The sequence below is a fragment of the Haloarcula regularis genome (assembly GCF_029338315.1).
Taxonomy (GTDB): Archaea; Halobacteriota; Halobacteria; order Halobacteriales; family Haloarculaceae; genus Haloarcula; species Haloarcula regularis.
Window position 1 is genome coordinate 2,619,159 of sequence record NZ_CP119794.1, and the last position, 17,214, is coordinate 2,636,372.

At 70.4% G+C, this 17,214-nt stretch carries 15 protein-coding genes and 3 pseudogenes; 9 read left to right on the plus strand and 9 right to left on the minus strand.

The features are described from left to right. The first annotated feature begins 28 nt into the window (after nucleotides 1–28). The 5 genes and pseudogenes from pstC to P1N55_RS14135 all read left to right on the plus strand — a co-directional run bounded on the left by pstC (nucleotide 29) and on the right by P1N55_RS14135 (nucleotide 6,186). Nucleotides 29–1,148 (plus strand): annotated as a pseudogene (gene pstC / locus P1N55_RS14115) (phosphate ABC transporter permease subunit PstC). Next, a complete protein-coding gene (pstA, locus tag P1N55_RS19800; protein WP_346429979.1) occupies nucleotides 1,145–3,802 on the plus strand; it encodes a phosphate ABC transporter permease PstA in 2,658 nt (885 codons plus the stop codon). Before pstC ends, pstA begins: the two are co-directional and overlap by 4 nt. Further along, on the plus strand, nucleotides 3,795–4,706 hold the full coding sequence (gene pstB, locus P1N55_RS14125; RefSeq protein WP_276276174.1) for a phosphate ABC transporter ATP-binding protein PstB: 912 nt from the start codon (nucleotides 3,795–3,797) through the stop codon (nucleotides 4,704–4,706). Before pstA ends, pstB begins: the two co-directional genes overlap by 8 nt. Nucleotides 4,707–4,709: 3 nt before the next feature. Continuing rightward, entirely contained in the window at nucleotides 4,710–5,384 is a 675-nt protein-coding gene (gene phoU / locus P1N55_RS14130; protein WP_276276175.1) for a phosphate signaling complex protein PhoU, read from the plus strand. Nucleotides 5,385–5,441: 57 nt separating this feature from the next. Then, a pseudogene (locus P1N55_RS14135) lies at nucleotides 5,442–6,186 on the plus strand (MBL fold metallo-hydrolase). A 27-nt stretch (nucleotides 6,187–6,213) separates the two neighbouring features. Here P1N55_RS14135 and P1N55_RS14140 read toward each other — a convergent pair. Together P1N55_RS14140 and P1N55_RS14145 are read right to left on the minus strand one after the other, a co-directional pair. Next, nucleotides 6,214–7,509 carry an NUDIX domain-containing protein gene (locus P1N55_RS14140; RefSeq protein WP_276276176.1) on the minus strand — a complete coding sequence of 432 codons (1,296 nt, stop codon included), beginning with the start codon at nucleotides 7,507–7,509 and terminating at the stop codon, nucleotides 6,214–6,216. 37 nt (nucleotides 7,510–7,546) lie between these two features. Then, on the minus strand, nucleotides 7,547–8,650 hold the full coding sequence (locus P1N55_RS14145; protein WP_276276177.1) for an aminotransferase class V-fold PLP-dependent enzyme: 1,104 nt from the start codon (nucleotides 8,648–8,650) through the stop codon (nucleotides 7,547–7,549). 135 nt (nucleotides 8,651–8,785) lie between these two features. Here P1N55_RS14145 and P1N55_RS14150 point away from each other — a divergent pair, with 135 nt between their 5' ends. Genes P1N55_RS14150 through P1N55_RS14160 form a run of 3 tightly spaced genes read left to right on the plus strand, consistent with a single transcriptional unit; the run spans nucleotide 8,786 to nucleotide 11,612 of the window. After that, nucleotides 8,786–9,865 (plus strand): metal ABC transporter substrate-binding protein, encoded by a 1,080-nt coding sequence (locus tag P1N55_RS14150; protein WP_276276178.1) that lies wholly within the window; start codon nucleotides 8,786–8,788, stop codon nucleotides 9,863–9,865. After that, nucleotides 9,862–10,608, plus strand: coding sequence for a metal ABC transporter ATP-binding protein (locus P1N55_RS14155; RefSeq protein ID WP_276276179.1), 747 nt, complete (start codon nucleotides 9,862–9,864; stop codon nucleotides 10,606–10,608). The genes P1N55_RS14150 and P1N55_RS14155 overlap by 4 nt, the downstream gene beginning before the upstream one ends. Beyond that, a complete protein-coding gene (locus tag P1N55_RS14160; RefSeq protein ID WP_276276180.1) occupies nucleotides 10,605–11,612 on the plus strand; it encodes a metal ABC transporter permease in 1,008 nt (335 codons plus the stop codon). Before P1N55_RS14155 ends, P1N55_RS14160 begins: the two co-directional genes overlap by 4 nt. Nucleotides 11,613–11,617: 5 nt before the next feature. Here P1N55_RS14160 and P1N55_RS14165 read toward each other — a convergent pair whose 3' ends face one another. The 3 genes and pseudogenes from P1N55_RS14165 to P1N55_RS14175 all read right to left on the minus strand — a co-directional run bounded on the left by P1N55_RS14165 (nucleotide 11,618) and on the right by P1N55_RS14175 (nucleotide 13,463). Then, complete coding sequence (locus tag P1N55_RS14165; RefSeq protein WP_276276181.1) at nucleotides 11,618–11,974, minus strand: fluoride efflux transporter FluC; 357 nt, start codon at nucleotides 11,972–11,974, stop codon at nucleotides 11,618–11,620. Then, a pseudogene (locus P1N55_RS14170) lies at nucleotides 11,962–12,355 on the minus strand (CrcB family protein). Before P1N55_RS14170 ends, P1N55_RS14165 begins: the two are co-directional and overlap by 13 nt. A 28-nt stretch (nucleotides 12,356–12,383) precedes the next feature. Further along, nucleotides 12,384–13,463: an ATP-binding protein gene (locus P1N55_RS14175; RefSeq protein WP_276276182.1), complete on the minus strand. Its 1,080-nt coding sequence runs from the start codon at nucleotides 13,461–13,463 to the stop codon at nucleotides 12,384–12,386. A gap of 75 nt (nucleotides 13,464–13,538) precedes the next feature. Here P1N55_RS14175 and P1N55_RS14180 point away from each other — a divergent pair, with 75 nt between their 5' ends. Next, nucleotides 13,539–13,994, plus strand: a complete 456-nt coding sequence (locus P1N55_RS14180) for a DUF7382 domain-containing protein (RefSeq protein ID WP_276276183.1) — start codon at nucleotides 13,539–13,541, stop codon at nucleotides 13,992–13,994. 6 nt (nucleotides 13,995–14,000) lie between these two features. On the opposite strand, the gene P1N55_RS14185 is transcribed toward P1N55_RS14180, so the two are convergent. From P1N55_RS14185 to P1N55_RS14200, 4 genes are all read right to left on the minus strand, one after another. Beyond that, nucleotides 14,001–14,732 (minus strand): protein-L-isoaspartate O-methyltransferase family protein, encoded by a 732-nt coding sequence (locus P1N55_RS14185; RefSeq protein WP_276276184.1) that lies wholly within the window; start codon nucleotides 14,730–14,732, stop codon nucleotides 14,001–14,003. A gap of 48 nt (nucleotides 14,733–14,780) precedes the next feature. Next, nucleotides 14,781–15,407, minus strand: coding sequence for a protein-L-isoaspartate(D-aspartate) O-methyltransferase (locus P1N55_RS14190; RefSeq protein WP_276276185.1), 627 nt, complete (start codon nucleotides 15,405–15,407; stop codon nucleotides 14,781–14,783). A gap of 1 nt (nucleotide 15,408) precedes the next feature. Further along, nucleotides 15,409–16,062 carry an HVO_0476 family zinc finger protein gene (locus P1N55_RS14195; RefSeq protein WP_276276186.1) on the minus strand — a complete coding sequence of 218 codons (654 nt, stop codon included), beginning with the start codon at nucleotides 16,060–16,062 and terminating at the stop codon, nucleotides 15,409–15,411. Nucleotides 16,063–16,258: 196 nt separating this feature from the next. After that, nucleotides 16,259–17,212, minus strand: coding sequence for an aminopeptidase (locus P1N55_RS14200; RefSeq protein WP_276276187.1), 954 nt, complete (start codon nucleotides 17,210–17,212; stop codon nucleotides 16,259–16,261). Between the last annotated feature and the right edge of the window lie 2 nt (nucleotides 17,213–17,214).

Here is a 17,214-nt window from a genome sequence, read left to right on the forward strand (position 1 = left end):
GAGACAGTAAATTTTGGTACTACACAGCATGTTCGACGAGGCTAGAGTGACGGTGCGCGAGACGATACTCGGCGGCGACGCCGCCGACGGGTCGCTGCTGGCGGTCGCGGCCTCGGCGGTCACCCTGGTCGCGGCCCTGGTCGTCTTCTACGTCCGTCCCGTGCTGGCGCTCCCGGCGCTGGGCTTTCATCTTCGTTACCGCTATCGGCTGGGTGACGTACCAAGCCGAAATCGCCCGGTTGCTGACACTGGTCGCGACCGTCCTGACCGTCCTGACGGTCACGCTCATCACCATCTTCCTCTTTGCGAGCGCGTATCCGGCCTTCGTCGAACACGGTCTCGGACTCTTCCTCATTCCCGAACAGAACGGCGAACCGCGCTGGTTCTTCTTCCTCGAAACGGTTCTCCCCTCTGCGAGCACGTACTGGAATCCGGTCGACGGAGCCTACTCGCTCATCCCGATGATCTGGGGGACCGTCCTCGTGACAGTCATCGCCGGGTCCATCGCTGGCCCGCTCGGCCTCTTCGGCGCGCTCTTCATCGCCGAAGTCGCCAGCGACGGCATGCGCGAGGTCATCAAGCCCGGCGTCGAGATTCTTGCCGGCATCCCCTCTATCGTCTATGGCTTCATCGGCTTCCAGGTGCTCAACAGTTTCATCCAGGTCAAGTTCCTGGACGACGGCGCGAGCTTCCTCATCGCCGGACTCGTCGTCGGGGTCATGGCGCTTCCGACCGTCGTCTCGGTCGGCGAGGACGCCCTCTCGTCGGTCCCCGGCGCGATGAGTGACGGGTCGGTCGCCATGGGTGCGACCGAGTGGCAGACGATGAAGAGCATCTCGATTCCCGCGGCCTTCTCGGGCATCTCGGCCGGCGTCATCCTCGGCCTCGGTCGGGCCATCGGCGAGACGATGGCCGTCGCCGCGATCATGGCCTCGGGGACACAGTTCGCCGACCCCCTCTTCGACATCTTCGACGCGAACGCGACGCTGACCAGCCTCATCGCCACCCAGTACGGGAGCGCGTCGGCGAGCACCATCGACGTGCTCTTCGTCGCCGGCGTGATGCTGTTCGTCATCGTCGCCGGCATGAGCATCGTCTCACAGTACATCGAACAGCAGATGGAAGCGAAACTGAAGGGGCAACAATGAGTGACGCATACGCGAACGAGAACACGCTGGTCAGTACCGAATCGGACGTCTACGACAGGGGGCTGGACGCGGTCATCTCGCTCACGGTACTGGGCTTTGCGCTCTCGATGGTCGCACTGGTCGACGTCGTCCCGCTCGACGCCTCCGGGAGCGCGCTCGGCGGATTCTTCCTGGCACTGCTCGCCGTCACCGTCGGCGGCGTCGGTGTCGCCGGGCTCGCCTCCTGGTTGAACGTCGTCCCCGTCACCTCACAGCGCGTCCGAGGCATCGGCCTGGGTCTGCTCGTCACGTCCGTCGGGGTAACCGTCCTCGCGTACGGACTCGGCGTCACGCTGGCGACGTTGCTTGGCCTCGTCCTCGTGTTCGAGGCGGCCGCCGTGGCCGCAGCCGGCGTCGTCTCCCGCGTCGGACTCGTCGACACCGGGCCAGATATGAGTGCCGGCCTGCTCGCCGGCGGCGCGTTCGGGGTCATCGGCCTGGCCATCGGCGCGGCGCTCGGTGGCGGCCTCGTCGGCTTCCAGTCGCTGCTCTGGCCGGTCGTCTCTCTCGCGACGGCGGGCGTCCTGGCGGTGCTCGCCATCGTGCCCCGGGAGGACCTCGGGTCGACGCTCCCGGCCGCACTCGTCGTCGGCACGCTCGGCGTCGTCATCGCGACATCGGTGCTGGGCCCCGGCTGGCAGTGGAACCCGCAGACGCTCTCGGGCGGGTTCACCGGGGGCGCGGTGATTCCCGTCTTCGTCCTGTTCTCGTCGGTGCTGGCGGCCTGGTCGGCCGCCAAGGCCCGCGCCGGTTTCGGCGCCCAGGGTCGCGAGTACGGGGCCTTCCTCGTCATCAACCTGAACGCGCTCCTGATGCTCGCGGTCATGGCGACCATCGTCGTCTTCGTGACGGTGAAAGGCATCGCCTACTCCGTCCACGGGCTCTCTATCGGTGCGGTCGCCGCGATGGTCCTCCTCGCGCCGCTGTTCGTCGGTGCGGTGCAGTTCGCCCGGTCGCCCGCGGGACCCGACGAGTGGCACGCCGGCGCGCGACAGGGGCTTCGCGTCCTCCCGCTCGCGGTAGTCGGGGCCGCGGGGGCCTTCCTCGTGGGCGTCCTCGCCCTGGGCGAACCGGTGTACTACGCGTTCGACTACACGGTCCTCGAGAATCGCGTCGAGAACCAGCTCCGGACGGCTGTCGCGGTGACCAACGAGACGACCGTCGGCTCGCTCCTGCTGGTCCTCGCCGGGTTCGTCCTGTTCGTCTACTTCTTCCGCAAGTACGGCACTCTCCGGAACGTCGGCACCGCGAGCGACCGACTCGCGCTCGTGCGGCAGGCGGTCACGATGGCGGTGCTGGCTATCGCCGCGCTCACGTTCGTCTTCCTCCTCGTGGGCCCGGTCCCGTTCGGCATCACGCCGCTCTGGTACGCCGGGCTGGCCGTCATCGACCTCGGGACGGTCGCCGCGCTCGCACTCGCGGCTCTCCCGGCACTCGGGGTCCTGGCCGGGACGCGCGAGGCGTCGCTGGCCGACAGCGCACAGGACAGCGCCCCGCTGTTCACCCTCGGCGTGTTCGGCGGGCTGGGACTGCTCACCGTCACCCTGTTCCTCCAGCCGGTCGCCCAGGTCGCCCCGAGCGTCGGGCCGGTCAACCTCGTCACACTGGTCGCGATGGTCGCGACGGCTGCCATGCTGGCGGCCGCCGCGCTGGTGGCGGTCGCCGGACGCAGCGCAGACACCAGAATCCAGCGCCGATTCCTGGCCGAGGAACTCCGACTGGCGCTCGCCGGCGCTGCGGGGTTCCTGACGCTCGTCGGCCTCCACGTGGCCGTCACGGGCATCCCGCAGTTCCTCCTCGGTCTCTCGGTGGCCAACGCCGGGACGCTCTCCTGGCCGATGGTCCAGCAGGCGTACATCCCGCTTGGGACTGCTCCGGGCGGTATCATGCCGGCTATCGTCGGCACCGTCTGGCTGGTCGTCGGCGCGACGCTCTTTGCTGTCCCGCTGGGCCTCGGTGCGGCCGTCTTCCTCACCGAGTACGCCGAGCAGGGCCGGTTCACCGCGCTGGTCGAGGTGGCCACCAACGCGCTGTGGTCCACCCCGAGCATCGTCTTCGGTCTCTTTGGCGCCGTCTTCCTCATCCCGCGCATCGGCGGCGACGAGTCGCTGCTGGCCGGGATGCTCGTACTCGGGTTCATGCTCCTGCCGCTGGTGCTCATCACCTCGCGGGAGGCCATCAAGTCGGTCCCCGACGAGTACCGGGATGCGAGCGCCGCGCTGGGTGTGAGCCGCTGGGAGACCATCCGGAGCGTCGTCGTCCCGGCGGCGATGCCCGGGGTCATCACCGGCGTCATCCTCGGCGTCGGCCGCATCGCCGGCGAGACGGCTCCGCTCATCTTGGTCCTGGGGTCGACGCTGAACGCCACGGAGGCCGCCGACGTCATCGGCGGCTTCCGGTTCATGGCCGAACCGCCGTTCGTCGCCAACGAGGCCCTGCTGTCGACCTCTGCCTCGCTGCCGACGCAGGTGTGGGCCGTCATCGCGGCCGGCGTCAGCGGATCGCCCTCGATGGGCTGGGCGACGGCGTTCATCCTGCTGATGGTGGTGCTGACGTTCTACGCCGTCGGTATCGTCGCCCGGACCTACTTCAGGAGGAAGTTGAACTATGAGTGATTCAATGACAGACACCGAACCCGCGAGCACCGCGAGCCAGACGACCACGACGACCGCCGGCGAGACCGACGAGGAGGTCCGCGCGGAGTGGACCGACTACCGCTTCGACGGGCAGGCGAAACTCTCCGTCGAGAATCTCAACGTCTGGTACGGGGACGACCACGCCATCAAGGACGTCTCGATGGACATCCCCGAAAACAGCGTCACGGCGCTCATCGGCCCCTCGGGCTGCGGGAAGTCGACCTTCCTTCGGTGTCTCAACCGGATGAACGACCGCATCAAGGCCGCGCGCATCGACGGCTCGGTCGAACTGGACGGGATGGAGATCTACGACTCGAACGCCAACCTCGTCGAGCTGCGCAAGCGGGTCGGGATGGTCTTCCAGTCGCCCAACCCCTTCCCCAAGTCCATCCGCGACAACATCTCCTACGGGCCGCGCAAGCACGGCGACATCAACAAGGGCCTGCTCGCGCGCCTGTTCGGCCGGGACGACACGGCCGAGGAGACCGAACTCGTCGAGCGCTCGCTGAAGCAGGCCGCGCTGTGGGACGAGGTCAGCGACCGGCTCGACGACAACGCGCTCGGGCTCTCGGGCGGTCAGCAACAGCGGCTCTGTATCGCCCGCGCGCTGGCGACCGACCCCGAGGTCATCCTGATGGACGAACCGGCCTCCGCGCTGGACCCCATCGCCACCTCGAAGATCGAGGACCTCGTCACCGAACTGGCCGAGGACTACACCGTCGTCATCGTCACCCACAACATGCAGCAGGCGGCCCGCATCTCCGACCAGACGGCCGTCTTCCTCACCGGCGGCGAACTCGTCGAGTACGACGACACGGACAAGATATTCGAGAACCCGGCGAGCCAGCGCGTCGAGGACTACGTCACCGGCAAGTTCGGGTAACCGATGGCGCGGGAGCCCTACCAGGAGGCCCTCGCGGACCTCCGGGACGACGTGCTCGCGATGGGCGAGCTCGTCGGCGAGCGGCTCGAGATGGCGCTGGACGCCCTCGAGACCGGCGACGAGGTGCTGGCCCGGACCGTCGTCGAGGGCGACGCGGAGGTAAACGACCTGTATCTGGACCTCGAGGATCGCTGTATCGACCTCTTTGCCCTCCAGCAGCCCGTGGCGAGCGACCTCCGCCTCGTCGCCGCCTCGTTCAAGATCCTCACCGACCTCGAGCGCATCGGCGACCTGGCGTCGAACCTCGCCGGGTACGCGATGACAGCGAGCGAGGGGCTCACGCCGGAGGTGGCCATCGACGACATCGGCCGGGACGCCAACGCGCTCCTCGAACGGAGTCTCGAGGCCTACGCCACCGGGGACGCCGCGGCCTGCCGGACCATCGCGGCGGCCGACGACGACATCGACACCCTCTGTCAGCACGCCAGCGAGACGGTCGTCCGGGACCTCATCGAGCTGGAGGCCGACGACGGCCTGTGGGGCGTCGAGCAGTTGCTCGACGACGTCTCCCGGGTCCTGCTCATCATCCGGGACCTCGAACGGGTGGGCGACCACGCGGTGAACATCGCCGCGCGCACGCTGTACATGGCCGAGAACAGCACCGACCTCATCTACTGACCAGCCAGCCGCGCCGAAACCGCCGACTTATTCTCGCCGGCCCGCGTAGCCGTCCCGATGACCGTTCGACACGACGGGCTCACCGTCGAGTGGCTCGGGTACGCGACGCTCCGACTGGCCGGCGAGGAGACCGTCGTCTACCTCGATCCGGGCCGCTACGGCGTGCTAACCGGAGCGTGGGCCCGACGACGAGTCGCTCGGCCACCCGCCGTCGCGGGACTACCGGCCCGAGGACGGCGACGTCGTCTGTGTCTCGCACGTCCACCACTACGACCCGGACGGCATCGAGCGGGTCGCGAGCGACGACGCGACGGTGCTGGCCTTCGAGGGTATCGACGGCCGGGACGCCGAACGGGACCTCGACCCGATACTCGACTTGCCCTACGACGTCCGCGAGGTCGGGATGAAAGACCAGGTCACCGTCGGCGACGTGCCGGTGTGGACGACGCCGGCCTACAACGAACCGGACGGCCCCCACACCCGACCCGACGGGACGCCGTACCACCCGGAGGGCTTTGGCTGTGGCTTCCTCGTCGACGTGGAGGGCACCCGGGTCTTCTGGCCGGGCGACACCGACGTGCTGCCGGGCCACCGGACCGTCGACGTCTCGCTGTTCTGTCCGCCAATCGGCCAGCGGTTCACGATGAACGCGAACGAGGCGGCGGCGCTGGCTGCGACCATCCGGCCGGACCTCGTACTACCGGTCCACTACAACACCTTCTCGACGCTCCGGGCGGATTCCCGGGCGTTCGCGGCCGACGTGGCCCAAGCGGGGGTCCCCGTGGTCCTCGACGAGGAGTGACGCGCTGACGCTACCCGCCTCGAGGACTCACTCGCGCCAGGCCGCCCACTCCCGATGGGCCGCGGCGACGCTCGCCACGGCATCGCCGCCCAGCGCGCCCTGTTCGGTGAGGACCGCCGTCACCGCGTCGGCCGGCGTCACGTCGAAAGTCGGGTTCGCCACCGCGAGGTCGGCGTCGCCGTCGTACACTTCGCCGGCCGCGCGCGGTTCCAGGTCGTAGTCGGCCGTCGCGGCCACCTTGTCGCTGGCGGCGACGACGTAGACATCGATGCCGTCGTGCGCGGCTGCGAGCGCGGCTCCCCGGGTGCCGGCCTTGTTGACCACGCGACCGTCCGGGAGGATGCGGTCGGCGCCGACGAGCAGCGCCTCGACACCCCAGTCGGCGAGTTCGAAGGCGAACGCGGCGTCCGTGGTCAGCGTCACGTCGTGCCCCTCTGCGAGCGACGCGGCGACGCCGACGCCCTCGCCGCCGGGCCGGGACTCGGCGACCAGCACCGCCTCGGGGCCCGCGTCGCGAATCGCGTCCGCGACGGTCCCCGACCGTGAGAGGGTCGCCACGCTGTCCGGACACCGCCGGGCGGCCAGCTTTGCGGCCGCGGCGTCGGCATCGACCGACTGCTCGATGGCCCCCGTCGCGGCGTGTTCGAGGGCGCCGGGAGTGTGCTCGTCGCCGGCCGCGACCACGGTCCGGTTCACGCGGTTCGCGACGACGGCCATCGACGGGCGGGCGTCAAGCAGGCGCCCGGCCAGGTCGGTCAGGGCCTCCCAGTCGTCGCCCGCCCGTTCGGCGCGCTCCAGGTCGTCCCGGCGCCCCTCGACTGCCAGGGCGGCCTCGTCGCGCAGGACGTCCAGTGCGCGAAGCGAGAGCCAGGCCGACCCGTGGGCGGTGTCGTCGCGGAGCGTCTCGACGCGGGGCCGCACCCGGTCGTAGGAGGTCCACAGGCGCGGGACCGTCTCCCGGTGGCGTATCTCGGGCGGGGCGACCCACGCCACGTCGGTGGTCTCCTCGTTCGTCGATACGGCCCGCGAATCGCAGTCGAACAGGAAGGGGTGGACGACCCACCGGGTCCCGCGCTCGGTGTCCTCGACCGGGAACGGCTCGCCGGCACGCACGAGCGTCACCGCGTCGGCCAGGCCGACCTCCTCGGCTATCTCGGCCCGCGCGGCCGTCTCCGGGTCGCGCTCCCGTCCCGCGTCGTCGGCGACGTGGCCCGCGATGCCGCCCCACTGACCCTGATACGACCCGACGGCGTCGCTCCGGCACAGGAGCAGTACCTCGCCCGCGTTCCGCAGGAAACAGGTGACGACCGGGCGTTCGTCCATATCTGCCCGTCGCGTGCCGGGACAATGAGCGTGGGGGCTACACCCGCTCGAGCAGGGCGTCGACGTCCTCGCGGGTGTTGAATACGTGGACCGAGGCGCGGACGACGTCCGGATGGGGCAGCGACCGGGCGACGATGCCGTCCGCGGCGAGACGCTCGACGGTCGCCGCGGGGTCCTCGGCGGTGAACGAGACGAGACCGGACTCGTACTCGCGCGGGCTCACCAGCCGGTCGCCCAGCCCCGCCTTGAGCCGGCCGGTCAGGTCGGCGACGCGGGACTGGACGGTGTCGAGGCCGACCGACTCGATGGTCTCGATGGCCTCGGCCAGCGCGACGTAGGGGGCGGGCTGGGTCGTCCCGACCTCGAAGCGGCGGGCGCCCTCGTGGTAGGTGTACTCGGGCGCGGTGGGGTCGGTGACGCTCCGGTAGCCGATGCGGCGCGGGCGCAACCGGTCGTGGGCCGCGGGGTCGACGTAGAGGACGCCGCTGCCCCACACTCCCAGCAGCCACTTGTGGCCCGCCATCGCGACGAAGTCGGCGCCCCACTCTGTGACGTCGACCGGGTGCTGGCCGAGCGACTGGACGGCGTCGACGAGCACCTGCGCGCCGGCGTCGTGGGCGATATCGACGACCTCGCCGACCGGCAGACGGGTCCCGTGGGTCCAGGTGAGCGAACTCAGCGAGACCAGCCGTGCGTCGGCCACCGTCGCCTTCACCTCCTCCATGTCCAGCCGGCCGTCCTGGGTCTCCAAGACCCGGACCTCGACGTCGTGCGTGTCGGCCAGGCGGTCCCACGGGAGCGTCCCGGCGGGGTGTTCCAGGTCGGTCCGAACGACCACGTCGCCCGGTTGCCAGTCGATGGCACAGGCGACGAGGTTGACGCCGTCGGCGGTGCTGCGGGTCAGCGCCACGTCCTCGGGGGCGGCGCCGACGTGGCCCGCCACGACCTCACGGGCGGCGGCCAGCGCGCTCCAGGCGACGTCGTAGGGCCCCTCCGCGGCCGGCGCCTCGAAGGCGTGGCGCTCCAGGAAGTCGGTCGCCGCACCGACCACGTTGCGGGGACTCGGGCCGCTCGCACCCGTGTTGAAGTACGTACACCGCTCCAGTGCCGGTATCGACGCGCGGAGTTCCGCTGGGTCCATAGGCGGTGTAGGGCCACCGGCGCCTTGAGGACTGTGCCACAGACCGCGAGCGGACCGCGCCGGCGGGGAATTAGACTAGTCTAATACTATACTTAGAACAGAACTATTATTTGGTTCGACGTAGTCTATCAGTCAATGACGACTCGTGAGACGCGGTCCGGACACGACAGACGACTCTCGCGCCGACAGGCACTCGCCGCCGGCGGCTCGCTACTCGCCGGCGCCGTCGCCGGCTGTGTCGGCGACGGATCGGGCGGTTCGCGGACGACGACCGACGCGAAAGACGGGTCGGGCCCCGTCGCCGTCGCCTCCTTTTTCAGCTTCTACGACTTCGCCCGGAAGATCGCACGCGACACGCCCATCGAGGTGCGCAACCTCGTCCCGACCGGCCTGCACGGCCACGGCTGGGAGCCCAACGCGACCATCACGCGCGACATCATCGAGGCGGACGCGTTCATCCACGTCGGGCCGGACTTCCAGCCGTGGGCCGACCGCGCCATCCAGACGCTCGAGGACGACGACGCCGGCACCATGACCATCAACGTCCGCGAGGGCGTCGAACTGGTCGACCTCGCGGCGAGTCTGGACCCCGACGAGGAGGGTGTCGGCGAGGGTCGGGGGAAGGACCCGCACTTCTGGCTCGACCCGCGACGCGCGAAACAGTCCGTCGACAACATCACCGACGGGCTGGCCGAGCTCGCGCCCGACCACGAGGCGACGTTACGCGAGAACGCCGCGACGTACAAGTCCGACGTGCTCGACCGCATCGACGCCGACTACCGGCGCATCTTCGAGACCGCCGACCGCGACGTCGTCCAGCTCGCGGCCCACAACGCCTTCCAGTACATTGGCGTCCGGTACGGCGTCCAGATGCGCCCGCTGGTCGTCAACCTCGCCGCGAGCGGTGACGTCCGCCCGTCGGACATCACCGAAGCCAAGCGGGTCATCGAGGACAACGACATCCGCTACATCGGCGCGGCCGTCTTCGAGACGCGCCGGCCGGCCCAGCAGCTGCTGGCCGAGACCGCCGTCGAGGCGTACTACCCCGTCACGCCCTACGCCGGCGTCCGCGAGGACTGGGTGGAGCGTGGCTGGGGGTACGAGGACATCGCCGACAACATCAACATGCCCACCTTCGACGTCGTCCTGGGCAACACGGCGCCCGAGGACGTCGACATCGAGGGGTGGAACGACCAGTGGAGGAACTTCGAATGACCAACGACGGCCCGGTCGCCGAACTCGACGGCGTGTCCTTCGGCTACACGGCCACGCCCGTGGTCGAGGACGTCTCGCTCCGCATCGACCCGGGCGAGTACGTCGCCGTCGTCGGCCCGAACGGCTCGGGGAAGTCGACGCTGATGCGGCTGCTGCTCGGCCTGGTCCGCCCCGACTCGGGCCAGGCGCGCCTGTTCGGCGAGCCGGCCCACCGGTTCGACGACGGCGCGCGCATCGGCTACGTCGCCCAGGAGGCCAGCGCCTCGAAGGAGATGCCCATCACGGTCCGGGAAGTCGTGAAGATGGGGCGGTTTCCCCACGTCGGGTTCGGCCGCCTCTCGAGGGACGACGCCCGCATCGTCGACCGGGCGCTCGAGACCGTGGGGATGGCCGCCTTCGCCGACCGCCGGGTGACCCAGCTCTCGGGCGGGCAGCGCCAGCGGACCTTCATCGCCCGGGCGCTCGCCAGCGAGGCGGACCTGCTCGTGCTGGACGAACCGACCGTCGGCGTCGACGCCGAGTCGGTCGCGGCGTTCTACGACCTGCTGGACTCGCTGCACGACACCGGCATCACCATCCTGCTCATCGAGCACGACCTGCGCGCGGTCACCGACCACGCCGAACGGGTGGTCTGTCTCAACCGCGAGGTCTACTTCGACGGCCCCACCGCGGCGTTCGTCGAGAGCGACGCGCTGGCCCGCGCGTTCGGTACCGCGATGGCCGTGGGAGGTGACGCCGGATGAGCCTGCTGCTCGTCGCGCTCCAGTCGAGCCCCCTCGATGCGGTCCTCTGGCCGCTCTATCTGCTGCTCGAGCTGTGGACGGACCTGCTGTTCTGGGTCGCCGGCGTGACCGGGCTGGAACTCCTCCAGTACCGGTTCATGCACCGCGCCATCCTCGTCGGCCTCTGTATCGGCGTGATGGCGCCGCTCATCGGGACCTTCCTGGTCCACCGGCAGCTGGCGCTCATCGGCGACGCGCTCGCCCACACCGCCTTCGCCGGCGTCGCCGTCGGCCTCTTTCTCAACGGCGTCCTCGAGCTCGGCGTCTCGCCCTATCTGACGGCCGTGGTGGTCGCCATGCTGTCGGCGCTGCTCATCGAACTCATCTCCGAAGCGACCGACGCCTACAACGACGTCTCGATGGCCATCGTCCTCTCGACGGGGTTCGCGCTGGGGACGGTCCTCATCAGCATCAACGCCGGGGGGCTGGCGGTCGGCATCAACCAGTTCCTCTTTGGCAACCTCTCGACGGTGTCGATGGAGAACGCCGCCATCCTGCTCGTCCTCTTTACCGTCATCGTGGTGACCGTCGCGGTCACGCGCAACCAGTTACTCTATGTCACCTTCGACGAGACGGCCGCGGCCGTCTCCGGACTCTCGGTCGGCTGGTACAACCGCATCATGGTGATGCTCACCGCGCTGGTCGTCGTCGGCGCGATGCAGATCATGGGCGTCATCCTCGTGGCCGCGATGCTCGTCGTCCCCGTCGCCGGTGCGGCACAGGTCTCGCGGAGCTTCTCCCAGTCGCTGCTGGTCTCGGTCGTCCTCGCCGAACTCGCGGTCCTGCTGGGCATCGGCGTCTCGTACTACGCCGGGGCGACCGCCGGGGGCGTCATCGTCCTCGTGGCCGTCGCCATCTACGTCGTCGCGGTGGTCGTCGGGAAGGTACAGACGGCCGTCGGCGACGAGACGGTCGCCGAAGTCGGGCACATCTCCGCCGAGGACGCCGACCCGACCTCCGACTGACTCTCCTACCAGAGCGCGACGGCGATTGCCCCGCCGGCTGTGACTCCGACCAGTGCCGCGAGGAGGGTCCCGCCGGCGTACAACCCCGCCGCCCGCGGGTGGCCGAGTTCGGCCAGGCGCACCGTCTCGAACGCGAACGACGAGAACGTCGTGAACGCGCCACAGAACCCCGTCCCGACGACCAGGAGGGCCGACTCGCCGACCGGGGCGGCGACCAGCGCACCCAGCAGGACACTCCCGAGGACGTTCACGGCCAGCGTGTCGGCCCGGTCGCGTTCGAGCCGGGTGCCGACGAAGTGACGCCCGAGCGCGCCCGCGACGCCGCCTGCCCCGACGAGCAGCAACGGGTTCACGACAGCCACCTCGCGACGAGTCGACCCAGCACGACGGCGATGAAGGCCAGCGCGTAGTTCGCGGCGACGTTCCCTACCGACAGCGCCGGCGACAGGCCGCTGGTCTGGACGGCGAAGGTGCTGTAGGTGGTAAACGAGGAGAGGAATCCCGTCCCGAGGACCAGCCGGGTCTCCGCCGAGAGGGCACCGGCGAGGTGGGCCTCGTACAGCAGGACCCAGCGCGAAACTCCCCAGGACGTTGACCGCCAGCGTCCCGACGACGGCGCCCTCTACCATCCCCAGGCCGGGCGCCGCGACCGTCGCCGTGTGACGCAGCACGGCCCCCGCGAACCCGCCGACGGCCACGAGCAGGAGTGGCTCGGCCCGCGAGAGGCCGTGTGGCTCGCTCATTGGTGGAGACTCCGTGCCCCGGTATTCGTCAGTTGTGGTTGGCGGCCGAGCTGGCCGAGGCTCGGTCCCGTCCGACCGCGACCGCCGACGCGCGCGGGCTCTCGCCCCCGTGTGGCGTCTCCCGCTCGCGAATCCGGACGGTGTGGGTCGACTCGGTGGCGTCGTCGACGACCAGCGCCGTCCCCGTCTCCGCCGGCAGGCCGGTCGCCAGCTCCTCTGTCAGGTACGTCGGCCGCGCCGCCGACAGCGCGTCGAGATCCGCCCGACTCGTCAGGTGGTGAGCGACCAGCAGGTCGGCCTGCGAGACAGCGACGGCCGGGAGCGCGCTGGGTCGCTGGGTCGCCAGCCAGCAGCTCACTCCGGGCTGGCGACCCCGCGTCACCAGCCGCCGGAGCGGTCTGGACGCGACGCCGTCGGTGAACGCGTGGGCCTCGTCGACGAGCAGCCAGGGCAAGCGGTCGGTCGCGTCCGCGACCCGGGCGTCGTAGAGCACGCTGGCGACGGCCGCGAGTACCGCACCCGCCGCCTCGCTGTCGAGGCCGGTCATGTCGAGGACGGTCACCTCGTCGGCACACAGCCGCCGGACGCCCAGGCCGTCGGGGTCGAAGACGCCCCACGACGCCGCCAGGGCAAGGTGGTTCGCCGCCGCCCGGCGCGCGGACGCGTCGGCGTCGCTCGCGGTGACCCACTCGCGCATCGCCGCGAGCGTCGCACACTCGCTGGCGGCCCGCCAGACGAGCGCGCCGGCGCCGCCGTCGGGCGCCAGGTTCAGGACGGTACACCACTGGCGCGGACCGAGGCTGTCGGCCCGGACTGTCGGATCGACCCGGCGGGCGTTGAGGCCAGTCTCCGAGCCGGCGAGTGCGCCGAACGCGCCCATCGGGTCCGCGACCACCGGCGTCACGCCCTCTGTGGTGGCCAGCCCCTCCAGCAGGACCCCGAGCGTGTACGTCTTCCCGGTGCCGCGCTTGCCGACGACGAGCCCCACGTGTGGCCGGTCGACGTCGAGTGTCACGCGCGCCCCGTGGCTCCCATCTCGCGCCCGGTACCGCCCCAGCGGGGCGACCGGCCGGTCCCCGCGTCCCGTCTCGCGTCCGATGACGACCATAGGAGGCCTGGTCCCGTCCCGGTACTTGAACCTCCGGGCGAGGGTTCAAGTAGGAACCCGCGGCCAGTCCGGCCCATGTTCGAGGCGCTGTGGCGCGACGACCGCGCCATCGAGGGACTGCCCATCAGACTGGTCATCGCGCTCGTCGTCGGCGTGGCCTGCCTGAGCGTGATGATGAGCACCATCTCCGGGATGGAGACGCTGCAGGTCACCGAGGTCGACGTCGAGCCCGAACCGGAGGTGATGGCCCCGCCTTCGGCCCAAGAGAACGTGACCGTCTCCGTCACCGTCGTCGACCCGGACGGCGGGGCGGTCGCCGGGGCGACGGTGGTCGCCAAGAGCGGGACCGCGTCGCTCTCGGGGGTGGCGACGGCCGAGACGAACGCCACCGGGACGGCGACGCTCACGCTGTCGCCGACGTTAGAGCAGAACCAGCGGGAGGGGACGGTGAGGTTCGACGTGAAACCGCCCGCCGGGAGCAACTACCGGGACGACCGGTCGAACACGGCCTTGCTGGTGGTCCGGTCGTGAGCGGGGCTACCGGTCCCAGTCGATCCACTCCTGCTCCCAGCCGTTCCGGGACTGGGCCGACCGCCGGGCGTGTTCGCGGTCCTCGCGCCGCGTCCGGTTGCGCTCGACGGTGTCGGCCTGCTCGCCCTCGACGAGCATCGGCTGGAACGCGACGCTCCCCAGGCGCTGGTCGACGCCGTCGGGCGTCACGATGGCGAGCGCCTGCTGGCTGGCTCCGAGTGGCATCACCAGCCGACCGTCCGGCGACAGCTGCTCGCGCAGCGCTCGCGGCGGTTCGATGGCCGCCGCCTCCACCAGGATCCGGTCGTAGGGGGCGTACTCCGGGAGGCCGCCGGCGCCGTCGCGGCAGTCGACGAGCACGCCCTCGTAGCCCGCCTCCGCGAGGTTCGAGCGCGCCTCGATGACCAGCCGCCGGGTGATGTCGATGGCCTGGACGTTAGCCGCCCCGACGTGTTCGGCGAGCACGGCGGCGGTGTAGCCCACGCCCGCCCCCACGACCAGCACCGTGTCGTCCGCGTCCGGGTCCAGCGCCTCCAGCAGTCTGGCGGCGGTGTTGGGGGCGAGCACGCGGGTGCCCAGGCGCTCGAACGGCCGGTCGGAGTAGGCCTGCTCCTCGCCGACGAACGCCTCGCGCGCCACCGCCCGCATCGCGGCCGAGAGCCAGTCGCTGTGCACGACCCCCTTGCTGTCGTGTTCCAGGCTCGCGACCATGTCGTCCCGCAGTACCGCCGGGTCCATGTCACAGAGTTCGGCCGGAGCTATATCAATGACGCGCCCGCCGCGGCGCTACTGCAACCGGACGAACCGGACGGCGCCGTGGGTGTCGACCGACAGCGAGCCGTCGGCGCGGCGCCGGGCCTCAACGAGGCGCTGCCGGTCGCCGCCGATGGGCGCGAGCAACAGGCCTCCGGGCTGGAGCTGCTCGACGACGGCCGGCGGGAAGGACGGGGCCGCACAGGTCAGGTAGGCACCCTCGTAGGAGGCGTGCTCGGGCCACCCCTCCTTCCCGTCGCCGACGCGAACCGACACGGCGTCGTAGCCCAGGGACGCGAGCGTCTCGCGGGCGCGCTCGGCCAGCGGTTCGCGGTACTCGACGCTGTAGACGTGTTCGGGGCCGACCAGCTCGGCCGTAACGGCGGCGTGGTAGCCACACCCGGTGCCGACCTCGAGCACGTCGTCGCCGGGCCGGAGGGCGAGCAAGTCGGCCATCTTCGCGACCATGTGCGGCGCCGAGATGGTCTGACCCTCGCCGATGGGCAACGGGCGGTCCTCGTAGGCCTCCTCGCGGAGCCCCTCGGGGACGAACCGGTGTCGCGGGACCGCCTCCAGAGCGTCCAGGACGGCTTCGCCGACCCGGTCGCGTTTACCGAGTCGGTCGACGAGTGCCCCCCGCTGTCGTCCCCAGTCGGGCATCCTACCAGGCCGACCAGGCCGTGGTCGACTCGTCGCGCACCAGCAGTCGGTCGATGTCCTTCGCGAAGGCCATGTCGCCGTCGAAGTCCAGCTTCTCGTGCTGGTAGCCGTGGGCGTCGTCGCGGACGTGGATGCCCTCGACGGTGAACTCCTCGTCGCCGAACTGCTCGGTCCCGCCGACGACGAACTCGAAGTCGCCGGGGACCTGCAGCTTGAAGCTCTCGGTCTCGTCGTGGCGTCCGTCTTTCGGGTGCATCGTGACGTTGACCGCGACGTTCCCGACCGCGCGGGACCAGATGGTCCCGACGTCGGTGACCGGGGCCTCCTCCGTGCGGCCGTCGGCGGTCTCCAGGCTGGTGATGCGGACGGTCATCACCGCCTCCTCGGTCTCTAAGAGGAACTCCTCGCCGACCTTCAGGGCCTCGTCCTCGGGGACGTCGACCTGCGCGGAGAAGGAGTCGCCGTCCTGCGAGACGACGACGTCGGTCTGGACGGTGCGTTCCTCGGGCAGTCGCTCCTTGTGAACGTGGTCACAGGCCGTACAGCGGACCGTGACCTGGCCGCCGGGCTTGAGTACCTCGTGGACGGTCTCGACGTCCGGCGAACAGGCCGGGCACGGCAACGCGATGCGGTCGCCCGGTGTAGCGTCAGTCATACCTCCCGTTCTAGCGCCCGGGCGTAAATGGTCGTCGCACCGGCGCTATCTGTGGTCTGCCGTCCCATAGCGATAGGAAGCCTGCCGTCGACCGACACGGGACCGCCGGACGTGACCGGGCTCGCCACTCGCCCTGCCGGCGGTCCCCGACCGCCCCTGTTCGCGGGTCGCCGCGTTCACGGCTCGCGTTCCCCGTTCACTCTCCACGAGGAAGTTCCACTTCCTCGCCGTCCGCATACACGGTCGGTTCCGTCAGGATGCCGTCGAGGTGGAGCGGCGCGTGGACGTCGCCGCCGATGGCGTGGTCGTCGCCGATGGCGATGTGGACGGTGCCGCCGGCCTTCTCGTCCAGCAGTACTGACCCGACCAGTTCGGTGACGGCGACGTTGGTCCCGATGCCGAGTTCGGCGAGGTTGTAGGCGTCCGCGCCGACGTCCTCGGCGGCGTCCTCGACCTGCTCGCGGATGGCGGGATCGGAGATGTCGGTGACCTGGCCGTCCTCGACCTCGAAGGAGAGCAGTTCGCCGTCGAGTTTCCCGTGGGGACGCATCGTTCCGTCGACGACGAATGTGCCGTCGGCCGTCTCCGGCGAGACGAACACCTCGCCGGCGGGGAGGTTCGACATCGCGCCGGCCTCGTGGACGATGCCGGTGTCGAGATGCCACTCGCGCGAGCCCAGACCGAAGGTGATATCGGTACCCTGGGGAGTCGTGACGCGGATCTCGCCGGCGCCCTCGACCTGGGCGAGCACGTCTTCACAGTGCTGCTCGATGGCCTCGTAGTCGGCGTCCAGCCCCATCAGGAACACGCCCTCGGTGATGCCCGGCAGCGTCGCGACCCGGGCGCCGGCGGCGTTGGCCTCGCTCCGGGCCTCGGTGTGGGTCAGGCTCTTGGTGGTCGGCGCGAGGACCACGTCTGCCGTCCGCATCGCGCCGGCGACGGGTGCCGGTGGCTCCTCGCCGTGCTGGTTGCCCGGCGGGTAGCGGACGAAGACGCTGTCGTCGGTGGTCTCGCTTGCGACCCGGTACAGCGCCTCGCCGATGGCCTTGCGCTTGTCGTCGGTGACGACGGCACACGATTCGTCGGCCTGGAGGTGCAGACACTGGTGGATGGCGGTCTCCGCTGGCTTCCGCAGCGAGGAGTTGTCCATAC

Excerpts from the sequence above, each read along its gene's own strand:
- P1N55_RS14200 (WP_276276187.1), bottom strand. The coding sequence starts at position 17,212 with ATGGACAACTCCTCGCTGCGGAAGCCAGCGGAGACCGCCATCCACCAG.
- P1N55_RS14160 (WP_276276180.1), top strand. The coding sequence starts at position 10,605 with ATGAGCCTGCTGCTCGTCGCGCTCCAGTCGAGCCCCCTCGATGCGGTC.
- pstA (WP_346429979.1), top strand. The coding sequence starts at position 1,145 with ATGAGTGACGCATACGCGAACGAGAACACGCTGGTCAGTACCGAATCG.
- phoU (WP_276276175.1), top strand. The coding sequence starts at position 4,710 with ATGGCGCGGGAGCCCTACCAGGAGGCCCTCGCGGACCTCCGGGACGAC.
- P1N55_RS14175 (WP_276276182.1), bottom strand. The coding sequence starts at position 13,463 with ATGGTCGTCATCGGACGCGAGACGGGACGCGGGGACCGGCCGGTCGCC.
- P1N55_RS14145 (WP_276276177.1), bottom strand. The coding sequence starts at position 8,650 with ATGGACCCAGCGGAACTCCGCGCGTCGATACCGGCACTGGAGCGGTGT.
- P1N55_RS14155 (WP_276276179.1), top strand. The coding sequence starts at position 9,862 with ATGACCAACGACGGCCCGGTCGCCGAACTCGACGGCGTGTCCTTCGGC.
- P1N55_RS14150 (WP_276276178.1), top strand. The coding sequence starts at position 8,786 with ATGACGACTCGTGAGACGCGGTCCGGACACGACAGACGACTCTCGCGC.
- pstB (WP_276276174.1), top strand. The coding sequence starts at position 3,795 with ATGAGTGATTCAATGACAGACACCGAACCCGCGAGCACCGCGAGCCAG.
- P1N55_RS14195 (WP_276276186.1), bottom strand. The coding sequence starts at position 16,062 with ATGACTGACGCTACACCGGGCGACCGCATCGCGTTGCCGTGCCCGGCC.
- P1N55_RS14140 (WP_276276176.1), bottom strand. The coding sequence starts at position 7,509 with ATGGACGAACGCCCGGTCGTCACCTGTTTCCTGCGGAACGCGGGCGAG.
- P1N55_RS14185 (WP_276276184.1), bottom strand. The coding sequence starts at position 14,732 with ATGGACCCGGCGGTACTGCGGGACGACATGGTCGCGAGCCTGGAACAC.
- P1N55_RS14180 (WP_276276183.1), top strand. The coding sequence starts at position 13,539 with ATGTTCGAGGCGCTGTGGCGCGACGACCGCGCCATCGAGGGACTGCCC.
- P1N55_RS14190 (WP_276276185.1), bottom strand. The coding sequence starts at position 15,407 with ATGCCCGACTGGGGACGACAGCGGGGGGCACTCGTCGACCGACTCGGT.